At 68.4% G+C, this 12,788-nt stretch carries 10 protein-coding genes, 1 other RNA gene and 1 pseudogene; 7 read left to right on the top strand and 5 right to left on the bottom strand.

The genetic code is table 11. The features are described 5' to 3' along the window. Positions 1-26: 26 nt before the first annotated feature. Positions 27-1,403, bottom strand: a complete 1,377-nt coding sequence (locus tag H6717_11550; GenBank protein MCB9577646.1) for a hypothetical protein — start codon at positions 1,401-1,403, stop codon at positions 27-29. A 52-nt stretch (positions 1,404-1,455) separates the two neighbouring features. Here H6717_11550 and H6717_11555 point away from each other — a divergent pair, with 52 nt between their 5' ends. The 3 genes from H6717_11555 to H6717_11565 are packed head-to-tail and all read left to right on the top strand — an operon-like array spanning position 1,456 to position 4,993. Beyond that, positions 1,456-2,547 carry a radical SAM protein gene (locus H6717_11555; protein ID MCB9577647.1) on the top strand — a complete coding sequence of 364 codons (1,092 nt, stop codon included), beginning with the start codon at positions 1,456-1,458 and terminating at the stop codon, positions 2,545-2,547. Then, positions 2,544-2,867: a hypothetical protein gene (locus H6717_11560; protein ID MCB9577648.1), complete on the top strand. Its 324-nt coding sequence runs from the start codon at positions 2,544-2,546 to the stop codon at positions 2,865-2,867. Before H6717_11555 ends, H6717_11560 begins: the two co-directional genes overlap by 4 nt. Then, positions 2,864-4,993: a radical SAM protein gene (locus H6717_11565; protein ID MCB9577649.1), complete on the top strand. Its 2,130-nt coding sequence runs from the start codon at positions 2,864-2,866 to the stop codon at positions 4,991-4,993. Before H6717_11560 ends, H6717_11565 begins: the two co-directional genes overlap by 4 nt. On the opposite strand, the gene H6717_11570 is transcribed toward H6717_11565, so the two are convergent. After that, positions 4,963-5,562, bottom strand: a complete 600-nt coding sequence (locus H6717_11570) for a hypothetical protein (protein ID MCB9577650.1) — start codon at positions 5,560-5,562, stop codon at positions 4,963-4,965. The genes H6717_11565 and H6717_11570 overlap by 31 nt on opposite strands. Positions 5,563-5,788: 226 nt before the next feature. On the opposite strand from H6717_11570, the gene erpA reads away from it, so the two are divergent. From erpA to rnpB, 3 genes are all read left to right on the top strand, one after another. Continuing rightward, entirely contained in the window at positions 5,789-6,112 is a 324-nt protein-coding gene (erpA, locus tag H6717_11575) for an iron-sulfur cluster insertion protein ErpA (GenBank protein MCB9577651.1), read from the top strand. 398 nt (positions 6,113-6,510) lie between these two features. Beyond that, a complete protein-coding gene (locus H6717_11580; protein ID MCB9577652.1) occupies positions 6,511-7,398 on the top strand; it encodes an RNA polymerase factor sigma-32 in 888 nt (295 codons plus the stop codon). Between the two features lie 47 nt (positions 7,399-7,445). Further along, positions 7,446-7,810, top strand: an RNA gene (gene rnpB / locus H6717_11585) — RNase P RNA component class A. 130 nt (positions 7,811-7,940) lie between these two features. On the opposite strand, the gene H6717_11590 is transcribed toward rnpB, so the two are convergent. From H6717_11590 to H6717_11600, 3 genes and pseudogenes are all read right to left on the bottom strand, one after another. Next, positions 7,941-9,443 (bottom strand): DUF4339 domain-containing protein, encoded by a 1,503-nt coding sequence (locus tag H6717_11590; protein ID MCB9577653.1) that lies wholly within the window; start codon positions 9,441-9,443, stop codon positions 7,941-7,943. Positions 9,444-9,549: 106 nt separating this feature from the next. Continuing rightward, positions 9,550-9,654 (bottom strand): annotated as a pseudogene (locus tag H6717_11595) (zinc-ribbon domain-containing protein). Positions 9,655-9,750: 96 nt separating this feature from the next. Beyond that, on the bottom strand, positions 9,751-11,220 hold the full coding sequence (locus H6717_11600) for a response regulator (protein ID MCB9577654.1): 1,470 nt from the start codon (positions 11,218-11,220) through the stop codon (positions 9,751-9,753). Between the two features lie 135 nt (positions 11,221-11,355). On the opposite strand from H6717_11600, the gene H6717_11605 reads away from it, so the two are divergent. After that, complete coding sequence (locus H6717_11605) at positions 11,356-12,786, top strand: sigma-54-dependent Fis family transcriptional regulator (GenBank protein ID MCB9577655.1); 1,431 nt, start codon at positions 11,356-11,358, stop codon at positions 12,784-12,786. Positions 12,787-12,788 lie beyond the last annotated feature (2 nt).

A 12,788-nucleotide genomic window follows, 5' to 3' on the forward strand; every position in this document is an offset into this window, starting at 1 on the left:
GCCGGATCCGACGTCGCAAGCGCAAACTAGGGCGAGTAGGTCGCCGTGTAGGTGATGGTCGAGGACGGCGCGCTCTGGGAGCTCGAGAGCGCGGGGCCCGCGTCCACGGCGATGACCAAGTCCACCGCCTGTCCCGCTGCGACGGGCACGCTGATGCTCTGCGTCGCGTCCTCCAGGGTGACCGTCGCCTTGTCCGGGGAGGCGGGATCGAAGGCCACGGAGTGGACGACGAGCTGCGCCAGATCCGCACTGGAAAGATCGATCGACACGGTACCGGCGCCGGAGGGCGAGAACTTCAGCATGCGGGCGCCGAAGGCCACGGATTTCACGTCGTGGGGGGCACCGTCGAGCACCGCCGCCGCCTCGGCGCCGAGAGCCGAGACGTCGACGGAGCTGAAACCATAGCGGCCATCACCCAAGCCCGGCTGATCCAAGAGCGTCGCCACCATGAACTCGCCGAACACGTCGCGGAACGTGGTGCCGCTCGGCAAATGCGCTTCGATCGACGCGCGGCCGTCGGCGGGGTCCTGCAGCACGCTGGCCAGGAAGTCCGAGCCGAAGCGATCGAGCATGTAGCTGCCCCAGCTGAACGTCGCGCCGTAGTCGGAGTAGCTGGAGACACACAGCGGGGTGATGGCCGTGGCCTTCGCGTAGCTCTTGCCGGCGGACAGGTCGGTCATGTAGCCGGCCTTCACCATCGCCGACTCGGCGAGCGCCTCGTCGAGCCAACCTTGCTCCGCGGAGTCGTACTTGGAAGCGATCAGGTGCACCAGCTCGTGCGCCACCACGCCCAGCATGTACTCCGAGTCCGGCGCGTTCTTGCCGGCCGCATTCAGGTGCAACATCTCCGTCTCGTTCGAGTGCGGCCCCGGGCTCTGATCGTCCGCGCGGAAGAAGCCGTCGAAGGTGAAGCTCTGGAACGCGTTCATGGGCACGTAGAACAAGATCACCCGCGGGTCCCCGTCTACGTCGGGCGGCTCACCGAAGGTGGAGACGTCCAGGGAGTAGATGCCTTGACTCGGGTCGCTGGGCGTCGCCTTCTCGAACGCGGCGGCGATGGTCTCGAGCTGGTCCTGGGTGACGTCCGTGCCCCAAGCGTCGTCCGCCACGTAGATGTACGCGTGGTCCGTCAGACCGCGGCAGGTCGACGGCACCTGCACGTCTTGAGGCGGCATCACACCGAGCTCCCAGGTCCACAAGTTGCGGGGCGGTGCGTCGCAGGGCGATAGCGCGCTGCCGCCGCCCGCTGCGCCGGCGCTGCCACCGCTCCCGGCCGTCCCACCAGCGCCCGCAGCCCCGCCGCCACCGCCGCCACCGCCGGGGGACGCCCCGCTGTCGTCGGAGCCACAACCGAGCAAAGAAAGCGCGAGACCTACGACGATCCCCAAGCCCGACGTCTTCATCCGACAGGCGGTAGCTCAGCCTCGAGGCGCACGCAATGCTATCCTCCCCGCGATGGGGAGCCGGCCCAAGGTGTACAGCGTCGCGATCGAGACGACGCCGGTGTGCAACCAGAAGTGCGACTACTGCTACAACGAGTGGCGCGAGGACGGAGGTGTGGATTTCGGCGAGCGCGACAAGCTCCTCGCTCGCGTCCAAAAGATGATCGACGCGTGGGACATCGATCACGTGACGGTCACCGGTGGTGAGCCCTTCGCCCACGGAGACGTCTTCCAGCTCTTGGATCTGCTCGCCCGGCACGAGGTCGGCATACAGATCATCTCCAACGGCGGTCTGATCGACGACGCCCTGGCCAAGCGGCTGGCACCTTACGGCGTACGTTACGTGCAGGTCACCTTGAACGGGCCGACCCGCGAGCTGCACGAAGCGCACGTCGGACGTGGGCACTTCGACCGCACGCTCGAGGGCGTCCGCGTCCTGAGGCGCCAGGGCATCCCGGTGGTCGGCTGCGTGGTGGTGACGCGCAAGAATGCCGCCGAGCTCGGCGCCACCCTCGAGCTGTGGCACTCCCTCGGCATCCGGCAGATCGCCCTCAGCCGATTCAGCCCGGCGGGCTACGCCGCGCGGCACGCCGCCCAGCTGTTGCCCTCCCGGAGTGATCTGCTCGTGGCCTTCCGCCAAGCCCTCCCCTTCGCTCGGGAGCGCGGCATGCGCATCACGTGCACCATGCCGGTACCGCCCTGCGCCGTGGAGGTCGAGGAGCTCGCGCCCATTCAGTTCGGCACCTGCGCCATCGGCACCCGCATGCAGGAGGTTGCCCTCGGCCCCGACGGGCGTCTGAAGAACTGCACGCTTCATCGCACCGCGATCGGCGGCGTGGCGGACATCCTCGATCCCCAAGTCGATCTCCGAGCCCTGCTGCAAGCGCCGGAGATCACCGAATATCGACGCGAGGCTCCGGAGTTTTGCCGAGGCTGTCTCCACGAGAAGACCTGCGCAGGCGGCTGCGGTGCGGCGGCGGAGTGGGTCAGCGGCCACGCCCGGCGCTTCGTCGACCCGTTCGTCTCCCAGCATGTGGACGACGACGTCGCGCTGCACTTCGAACGACACCGCGACGACAAAACCCACTTGGAGGTGATCCTGTGACCAAGTCGGATCGAGACGCCATCCTGGGGCGCCGCGCGCGCTTCGTCACGCGTGCCCTGGCCGCCGCGGGCATCGCGACAGCGGCCGCCCAAGGCTGCGGCGGTGAGAGCACCAGCGACGGCGGCGGCAGCCTCACGGATGCCCAGGCCGACAACGAGCCCCAGCCCTGCCTCGGCGTCGCCCTGGACGCGGGCAGCGACGCCGCGCCGGACGCCGACGCCGAGCCCCGGCCCTGCCTCGAACCGCCGTTGGACGCGGGGGTCGACGCGACGGACGACGCCGACGCCGAGCCTCAGCCGTGTCTGGCCCCGCCCCCGTGAAGGATCGCCCGCGCGTCCTCTTGATCTGGCCCGGCGGGCTGTTCGGCGGCGGCGCCAACTTCGGCGTACCGCAGTTGTTGATGATCGCGAGCGCCATCCGACGCGCCAGCGACGCCATCGTCGAGGTGGTGGACTTCGACATGGAGCGCGCCTTCGGCCCCATCGACCTCGCCCGGGTCGTGGCAGGCGGCTACGACCTGGTCGGCATCTCCTGCTACTCGTCCTACGACTACTTGAAGGTGATGGCGATCGGCGCGCGGCTGCGGGAGCTCTTGCCCCGCGCCTGGCTGGTCACGGGGGGCTATCACCCGAGCGCGCGACCGGAAGACTTCACCGCGGAGGACTCGCCGTTCGACTTCGTGGTGGTGGGCGACGGCGAGCGCCCCATGGCGCGCCTGGCGAGCGCCGTCGAGAGCGGGCGCCGCCCGTTGATGCGCGTTCTCGGCCCCGACTCCGTGCCGGATCCCGCCGAGCTCGTCCCCTACGACTGGTCGCTGCTCGAACGCTATCGGCCCATCGCTCGCCGCGTCGCCTCCCAAGCGGAAATCTACCTCTCCCGCGGCTGTCCCTTCGACTGCGCCTTTTGCATGGAGCGCGCCAAGCGCGACGTCTCCTGGCGCGCGCTCGATCCGGAGACGGCCGTCGAAGAAATGCAGCGACTGGATCGTTTCCTCGACCTCTCCCAGTGGACGCTGTTCGTGGCAGACGCGCTGTTCGGAATGAAGCGCGGCTGGCGACGACAGTTCTTGACCGAGCTCGCCCGCCGCCCCCTTCGCGCGCGCAAGATCTGGCTACTGATTCGCGTGGATCTGATCGAGCGAGAGGACCTGGAGCTGATGGCGCGAGCCAACGTGAGCCCGGGCTTCGGGCTGGAGTCGGGCGATCCGGAGCAGCTCACTCGCATCCGCAAGGCCGGCCGGCTGAAGGATTACCTGGAGAAGATGCTGGAGGTGGCGAGCTGGGCGCGGGAGCTCGGCGTCCCCTTCGGCGCCAACATCATCGTCGGTCATCCTGGAGAAACCGAGAGCACGCTCCGGACCAGCGCGGCCTACTTGCGGCGGCTGTTCCTCGAGCCCGAGGCCGGCACTCATGGCTTCTTGAGCGTCGATCCCTTTCGCCTGTATCCCGGCTCCCCCATCGACGAAGAGCGCGTGAGCTGGGAGGCGAGCACCGGAATGCGGGTGCACCGCTACCCCTGGTGGCACGACGGCGATCAGGACTTCCTCTCGGAATGGGTGGATCCCTCGACGGAGCTCGACTTCCGCCGCGTGAATCAGCTGCGCCACGAGCTGTTCGGGCCCATCGTGCGCGGCATCGAAGAGCGCTTCGCGTACCAGGGCAGCGCCCGCGACTACTACCTCCGCGCGGTCCGAGAGCAGGTGGAGCTCGGCACCCCGCGGCGCCGCCTGCACACCCTCGGCCTGTGGCATCTGTGGCGCGGCCTCAATGGGAGCGTGGGCCCGGCCGATCGGCGCGCGGCGCTGGAGGACGACTCGGAGCTGTCCGCGGTCGCCAAGAGCGCACGCGCCCACACGCTCGAAGGCCTGCGCCCCGAACCCGACGCACCCCTCGCGGACGCGCTCCTCGCCGTGCCCCGAGAGCGCTTCGTCGACGTCGAGCACATCGGCGCCTCCGCCGACGATCGCGCTCTGCCCCTGTCCGAAGACGGCGGCTCCACGCTGTCGGCGCTGCACGCCTACGTCGTCGCCTTCTCCGCGCTGTCTCTCGCCGAGGGCGACAGCTTCGTGGATCTCGGCGCCGGCACCGGCTACGGCGCTGCCCTCGCCTCCCAGCTCGTCGGCGAGACGGGCAGCGTGCTGGCCATCGAGCTGTCCCCCGACCTGGCCGAACGCGCGCGGCAGAACGTTCCTCGGGCGACGGTGCTCACGGCCAGCGCCCACGACACCAAGCTGTGGGGCGGACGCCCCAAGGTGTTCGCCGGCTTCGCCGTGCAATCACTGCCCGAGGCTTGGCTCGCCGCGCTGCCCGTGGGCGGCGAGCTGGTGGTTCCCGTCGGCTCCGCAGATAGCCAGAAGCTCGTTCACGTGCGGCGTCTGGCCGACGGACACGAGCTCACGGAGCTCGGCAGCGTCCGCTACGTGCCGGATCGGCGACCGCCGGCGTGATCCAAGTGTGAAAACCAGACGGCGTGCTCGGCTTCGAGCCCCACGGCCCGAGCACGATCGCGCAGCGTGTCCAGTGCTGCGTGCTCTACCTCGCGCTCGCTCCTGTCGCCCAGTGCCGAGAGCTCCGCCACCGTCGCTTCGTGGGCGGCCTGCCACGCAACATGCTCGATCGTCAGACCCGAGCCCGGCACCCCGACCCAGATCTCGTCGCCCCGCACGCGTCCCCGCCGCCTCAACGGCGCAAGCAGTCGGATCGTGAAGCGCGCGAGCGCCGGCGCCGCGCGGCGCACCCGGCGGAGCTCCACTTCCACGGGCTCCACGTCCACCTTCACGCGCGGCAAGCGCGCGAGCAGCGGCGCTTCGAGCTCGACGGCGCAGCGCAGGATCTCCACGGCATCGCCGGCGCGCCGCAAGGCCGGCAGGAGCTCCGGCGCGTCCACCGCGTCCGGGGAGAGGGCGGCGAGGTCCACCAGAGCAACGCTCCGGGCTCGCCCGACCTCGACGAACAGCCACGCCAGGAGCTGCACTCTGGCGAGCACCTCGTGATCGTCGAGCAGGCGGGCGAGCACTCGCGCATCCTCCCCAAGGGGTCGGTGCGCCGCGGAACCGAGGGTTTCGGCACAACGCCGGACGTACTCTTGGTCCCACAGGGACGCGGCCACGCGGGTCGGAACGTGGGCCAGGACATGAAAAACCGCCTCGGCCCAGGGCCGCCCCCCCTGGGTTGCGGGGGGTAGCGAACGCTCACCCTTCGACATATACTTCCGAAATCGCTACAGGGAGACTGGACCGCCGATGATCAGCATCACGCAACTCGCCGCAGACAAGGTCAAAGAGATCGCCCAGGCCGAGGGCCTGCAAGGCCAGGGTCTGCGCTTGCGCGTGATCGGCGGCGGTTGTGCGGGCTTCCAATACGACCTCTACTTCGAGGATTCTCCCACGGACTTGGACGAGCAGTTCGAATCCAACGGCGTCCAGCTGTTCGTCGACCCGCTCAGCTACCAGTACCTCGACGGCACCGAGATCGACTACGTCGAGGGTGTTTCGGGGGCCGGCTTCAAGTTCGGAAACCCGAACGTGAGCGGCACCTGCGGCTGCGGCTCCTCCTTCCAGGTCTGATTTCACGCGCGGGGGCGCCAGACGGCTGGCGGAACCTGGATCTCGACGGGTGTCCTTAGGGCTGACCCCAAGATCCGCGGTTCCATTCAGGTTTTGTAGCCGCGCCTCCGGACGATCGGCCAGGTTCAGCCCCCGCCCTGCGTCCGGAAGTCTTGCCCGGCCATCCGCAGGTGGAACCAACCCCTCGCGCGAGGAGTATCTCGTGCGTAAATGACGTTACGTCACGTCTCGGGAATAGCTGGGTGTCCCCGAATGCTGACGAAACAGAGTCTGTCCAAGGGTTCTGGCAACAAGATTTAGACACGTCCTGGACAAAACGACTTGACCATCATTTGTCCAGGACATAGTATGTGCGACGTCGGAGTGGTTCCGGCGTCCAGCTCGAAAGGTCCCCTCCCATGGCGCGCGAGATCGATGCTGCACTTTCCCGCTACATCACTGCAGTGCATCAGTACCCGAAGCTCACTCGTGAAGAGGAGCTGAAGCTGACGCGCCAGTGGGTGAAGACTCAAGACCCCAAGGTCGCGGACGAGCTGGTACGCGCCCACATGCGCTACGTGGTCGCCATCGCGCTGAAGTATCGGCGCTACGGCGTGCCGCTGGCGGAGCTCATCGCCGAGGGGAACTTCGGTGTGGTGCACGCGCTCAAGAAGTTCGAGCCGGAGCGCGGCAATCGTTTCGTCACCTACGCCGCGTACTGGATTCGAGCCTACGTGCTCAACTACGTCATTCGCTCCTGGAGCTTGGTGGGCGTGGGCTCCGGCGCCCTGCGCAGCAAGCTGTTCTTCAAGCTGCGCCGCGAGCGCGTGCGCGTCATGAATCTCCTGGGCGACACGGAGCGCGCCAACGAAGCACTGGCGAAGAAGTTCAACGTCACTCCGGAGCAGGTGGCCGCCATGGTGCGGCGACTGGAAACCCGGGACCTGTCCCTCGACACCAAGGTGTTCGACGACTCGGCCACCAGCATGGTGGATACGCTGCCCGCGAGCGACGCGAGCCAGGACGAAACGTTGGAAGCAGACCAACGACGCGGCGTGGTGAAGCGCACCGTGCGCACGGCGCTGGAAACCCTCGACCAGCGCGAGCGCTACATCGTCGAAAACCGTCTGCTGGCGGACTCCGAGGACGAGCTGTCGCTGGCCGAGATCGGCCGCCGCCTGGGCGTCTCGCGCGAGCGCGCGCGGCAGCTGGAAGAGCGCGCGAAGCGCAAGTTGCGCCAGCGCATCACCGAGATCAGCCGCTCCGCCCAGGACTCCCGCGAGGTGTTCGACAGCGCCGCGGCCTGACCCTGGCCCAGACCGGCATCCTGCGTTAAGTTCCGCCCCGTCGAAGCGGTGCAGACGATCGCCCGGGCGCGCGAGCGCCTGGGAGGAAAGTCCGGGCTCCACAGGGCAGGATGCCGGGTAACGCCCGGTGAGGGAAACCTCGAGGAAAGTGCCACAGAAAACAAACCGCCCGTCGCTCGTCGGCGGGTAAGGGTGAAACGGTGGGGTAAGAGCCCACCGCGCGATCGGCAACGGTCGTGGCATGGCAAACCCCATCCGGAGCAAGACCACGTATAGGGGCGTTCGAGGGCTGCTCGCCCGAGCCCCAGGGTAGGTTGCTGGAGGCCCGCGGTAACGCGGGTCCTAGAGGAATGATCGTCAGCGACGGAAGGGCGACCGACCGTCGACACAGAACCCGGCTTACGCACCCTGCGACCGCGCCAGCTCCGGCTGGCGCGTTTTTTCTTTTGTTGGTCCGCCGCGGAAGCTCGCGGACGCACGGCGCGCTCCGCGACGTGACCGCGCGGCCGCGAGGTTCCGCGGCGCAGCGACAAACCCAAAGGCTATTGCGCGGCGAACACGAACGGCACGTTGACGGTCGTGGGCGCCCCGGCGGCGGGGAACTGCCACGCCCGCACGCGGCTCGTGATGCAGCTCGCGAGACCGCGATAGCCCTTGGGATCGCCGCTGGAGCTGACGGAGCTGACGCTGCCGCTGGGCGCGACGTGAATCGTCACGCTCACGCGAGCGGAGCTGGGAGCGTCCTTCGCTCGAGTGTCGAGGGCCGGCTGCCAGCAGCTGCGCTTCACGCTGCCGGTGTAGCGGCTGACGGTCTTCTGGATGGTGGCGCCGTCGAGGCCGTCGGGGTGCGCTTGGGCGCCGTTGTCGCCGCTGGGTCCACCCGTCGGTCCCGGCCCGCTCAAGCCACTGAGCCCACTGAGCCCCGTGAGCCCACCCTTCTTGGTCGTGTCCGCGGTGGCCGGCGTGCCCGCCTTGGCGACGCCGCCCGCGGTGCCGGCTTTGCCGGCCACGGCCTTGGTGCCCGCGTCGTCCGTGGCTTCGGGGTTCTGCGCTTCGGCGGTGCTCTCGGGATTCGCCGCGGTGCCCTTGCCCGGATCCTTCGCCGGCACCTCCACGTACTTCACGATGGGGTCGCTGGGCTTTTCGCGATCGAAGAGCACGAAGCCGATGCCGAGGCCGCAGATCAACGCGGCGGCCACCGCAATCCACGCGGCGATGGGCGTGCCGCTGCGCTTGGGGATGACGAACTCGGACTCGCTGAGCGCCCGCTCGGTGACGACCGCGGGCCCGGTCTGCGGCACGGCTGCGGCGGGAGGCGGCGCGGCCGGGGCGCCAAAGGGATCCGCCAGCGCGCCGGCGGCCGGCGCCGACGGCATCGCGAAGGGATCGTAGACCTCCGGCTTGGGTGCCGGGACCGGTGCCACGGGCGGCGACGAGACGTGGGGCGAGAGCGGCGTGAGCGACGCTCGGGCGCTGGATACGCCCTCTTCCACGATGGCCACCAGCTCGGGGAACGTACGCAGCGAGATCCACTCTTCGAAGCCGTCGCGCCACACCAGCGAATCCAGCGTGATGGTGCCCGCGGACGCCTTGCTGCGGAGCTCGCTCAAGCGAATGGGCCCGACGGGAACGCCGTTGATGCCCACGTACCATTCGTCCGAAGGCGTGGACAGCGTGGACAGGGGCGCGGACTCGGGAGCCGTGACGGACTGTGCGAAGGACGCCGCCAGCCCGCCGACGGAAGCGACGACGGTGCGCTCGTCTTCGTCGAAGCCGGTGTCCTCGAAGTCCGCCAGCGCGTGCGCTGCCGCACCGTTGTTCTTCTTGAGCAGCTCTTGTGGCGGGCTGCCCACCACGGTGGGCGCGCTCAGGCGCGACGCCTCGCGCGCGGCGAGGATGCCGGGAGACGGCGTGATGCCCGGCGCCGAGCCCGCACGACGCGGCGGCGGCGCGGGGCGCGGGGCGGCCGCGGGGCGAGCGCGCAGCTGCGGGACGCGGGGGCGGCGCCGCGCGCGGCAGGCTGGGCTTGTGAGCCCCGGGCTCACGCCACGAGCCGCTGGGCGGCGGAGGAGTGCTCGCCGGCGGCGGCCGCGAACCGAGACCGTCGAGCTTGCGCGACACCGATCCTTCGGTGACGACTTTCGAAAGGCTGATCATGTGCCCGCACTTGCGGCACTTCATCCGTACCGATCGACCTGCGACTTTGTCGTCGGCGATCTGGTACTTGGCCTTGCAGCTCGGGCAGAGGAACTTCATTCAGACGGACGGCGACGGGCGTTTGCGGGGCACAGGATAGCGCGAGGGCCCCCGGAGCGCGAAAGCTTTCATTTCGCGGGTTTTCTGGAGGGCGGCTCACAACAGGTTCAAAATGTGCTGCTTGATGCTCTTTCGGGTGGGGTCATCCGGCGCCAGAGACAGCGCCCGCTCCCACATTTCTGCAGCCTTGTTTCGAAATCCGGCCTTTTGGTAGAGGATTGCGAGGTTCTTCACGGCGGGAAAATGGTGGGCGTTGATCTCGACGGCGGTCTCCAGCTCGCTGATGGCCTCGTAGACTTTCCCCAGTTTTCCGTACAGAAGGCCGAGATGAAAATGCAAGCGATAGGCTAGCGGATCGATGGCGATCCCGCGGCGGAGGTGCTCCACGGCTTCCTCGATGCGCCCCGCCTTGTAAGCCCGAACCCCCGCGTCCAGCGCCTGCTCCGCGTCCGCCGAGCTCTCCTGACTGTCGACTTCCGGAGTCTCCGGCGTGGCCTCCACCAGGCACGCTTCTACCGCCGCCATCACGTCGGCGATACGGAAGGGCTTCTCGATGTAGTGATCCACCCCGCAGCTCTGCTTCAGGTCCTCGGCGTAGCGCCAGCCCCGATACACCGCGCTCACCATGATGATGGGGATGTGGCCGTAGCGGGTGCTGCCCTTGATGCGTCGGGCGATCTCGAAGCCGTGGACCTCCGGCAGCATGGCATCCAGCACGATGAGATCGGGCCGATGCTCCTTGACCAGCCGCAGGGCCAAGAGGCCCCGGTCCGCCTCCAGCACCCGATAGCCGCGGCTGGTGAGCAGGCGCTTGAGCATCTTGCGGATATCGGCTTCGTCGTCCACCACCAGCACGGTGCGGCCGAGCGCGGCGGGCTGCGAATCGAGCTGCTCCTCGGGCAGCTCCGCCACCACGCTCAGATCCCGCGAGGTGTCGCCGAACTCCGTGTCCTCTATCTCGTCGCTCTGCGAGATGCGGCCCACGGCGTCGTCGACCACCACCCCAGGAGCCCCCAGCGGCGCTTCGTCCTCGAGCTCCGGCAGGGCTCCCGCCAGGGGGTTGCCGTTCTGATCGATGCCCACGCGCTCCAGCACTTCCGGCGGGCAGGCGGGCCCCACGTAGTAGGCCTCGCCCTGGGCCTTGCGGGTGTAGGCCTCCTGGATCACCTGCGCGATCACCCCCTCCAGCGCCACGTAGGGGTAGGCCTTCTTGCCCGTGACGAACTCCAGCTCGTCGAGCACCTTCTTCTCGCGGGGGTTGGCCATCGCGATGAAGAGCCGGTCGTCCCGCATCAGCACCGGCAAGATCAGATGCTTTTCCGCGATTTCGCGCGGCAAGATGTCGAGGTCCTCCAACCGGAGGCAAATCTGGTTGAGATCGATGCCAGGGATGCCGTGCTGCTCGGACAGCGCCTTGAGGGCCGAGACTCCGGTGATCGTCCCTTGCTCTGCGAGGCGCGACGCCAACCGACCCCCGCCCTGCTGGAGCGCCTGCTCGAGCTGCTCCGGGGTCACGGCTCGCTGCGCCAGCAGGATCCGGCCTATCTGCTTGCGGCCCTGACTCATCGTGACGAGGCCGGCATTCTACGATACGACGCGGCGTAAGGGCGCGAAATCGCGCAGCCGTGGCCTTCCGCCTCTGGTCACTCCGTCTGCGAGGAACTAACGTTCCCAACAGGCCCTCGGGGGCTCGGGCACACGATGCAGGGAAATCGCAACGAGAGCGCCGCCACCGGGGCGGCCCCTGCGGCGGAGGAGGGCGCCGCCCTGGCCGTCGGCAGTCCGGGAAAGATCCTGGTCGTCGACGATCAGCGCAACATGCGCACCACCCTGGCCATGATGTTGCGCGGCGGGGGCTTCGAGGTGGACGAAGCCGCCGATGGCGCCGAGGGGCGCGAGCAGGGGGCCACCGGTGCTTATGACGTGGTGATCACGGACCTCCGCATGGGGGAATACGACGGCATCGAGGTGCTGCGGGCGATCAAGGAAGCGCAGCCCATGACCGAGGTGATCGTGATGACCGCCTACGGCACCATCGAAAGCGCCGTGGAGGCCATGCGGCTGGGGGCCTTCGACTACATCCAGAAGCCGTTCACGGAGCAGGAGCTCATCGTCAAGGTGAACAAGGCGCTCGAGAGCCGGCGGCTCCACGGACAGGTTCGCCTGTTCGCCCAGGAGTTCAAGGAGCGCTACCACTTCGAGAACATCGTGGGGCGCAGCCAGGCAGTGCGGGACGTGCTCACTCGCGTGAGCAAGATCGCCCCCACCGACGCCATCGTGCTGATCACCGGAGAGAGCGGAACCGGCAAGGAGCTGATCGCGCGGGCGGTTCACGCCAACAGCAAGCGCGCCGATCGACCCTTCGTCACGGTCAACTGCGCCGCGATCACCGAGACGCTGCTCGAGAGCGAGCTGTTCGGTCACAGCCGGGGCGCCTTCACGGGTGCCGTGAGCGCGCGCAAGGGTCTGTTCGAAGAAGCCGATGGCGGCACCTTCTTCTTCGACGAGATCGCGGAAACGACGCCGAGCTTCCAGGCCAAGCTGCTGCGCGCCATCCAAGAAGGCGAGATCCGCCGGGTGGGCGAGAACAAGGGCGTGAAGGTCGACATCCGCGTCATCGCCGCCACCAACGTGGATCTGGCCCAAGCCGTGGAAGAGCGGCGCTTCCGCCAGGACCTCTACTACCGCCTGAACGTGGCGCGCTTCCATCTGCCGCCGCTGCGCGAGCGCCGAGAAGACATCCCGCTGCTCGTGGAGTTTTTCCTCGAGAAGTACAACCGCAAGATGAAGGCTCGCTCCAAGCTCGGCGAAGGCGTGATGGACCAGCTGGTCACCTACGACTACCCGGGCAACATCCGCGAGCTGGAGAACATGGTGGAGCAAGCGGTGGCCCTCTCCGGAGGTGGCGTGATCACCGTAGACGACATCTTGCCTCAGGCGCCCAAGCGACCGAGTCGCACCACCGGCCGCACCCTGGCGGACATCGTGGACGACGCCGAGCGGCGCGCAGTGGAAGAAGCGCTGCGCGCCTTCGACGGCAGCCGCGAGCGCGCGGCAGAAGCCCTGGACATCAGCCCCACCACGCTGTGGCGCAAGATGACGCGACTGGGCATCACCTACGAGGACCGCTGACG

The sequence above is a fragment of the Polyangiaceae bacterium genome (assembly GCA_020633235.1).
Taxonomy (GTDB): Bacteria; Myxococcota_A; Polyangia; order Polyangiales; family Polyangiaceae; genus JACKEA01.

Excerpts from the sequence above, each read along its gene's own strand:
- H6717_11550 (MCB9577646.1), bottom strand. The coding sequence starts at position 1,403 with ATGAAGACGTCGGGCTTGGGGATCGTCGTAGGTCTCGCGCTTTCTTTG.
- H6717_11555 (MCB9577647.1), top strand. The coding sequence starts at position 1,456 with ATGGGGAGCCGGCCCAAGGTGTACAGCGTCGCGATCGAGACGACGCCG.
- erpA (MCB9577651.1), top strand. The coding sequence starts at position 5,789 with ATGATCAGCATCACGCAACTCGCCGCAGACAAGGTCAAAGAGATCGCC.
- H6717_11580 (MCB9577652.1), top strand. The coding sequence starts at position 6,511 with ATGGCGCGCGAGATCGATGCTGCACTTTCCCGCTACATCACTGCAGTG.
- H6717_11600 (MCB9577654.1), bottom strand. The coding sequence starts at position 11,220 with ATGAGTCAGGGCCGCAAGCAGATAGGCCGGATCCTGCTGGCGCAGCGA.
- H6717_11605 (MCB9577655.1), top strand. The coding sequence starts at position 11,356 with ATGCAGGGAAATCGCAACGAGAGCGCCGCCACCGGGGCGGCCCCTGCG.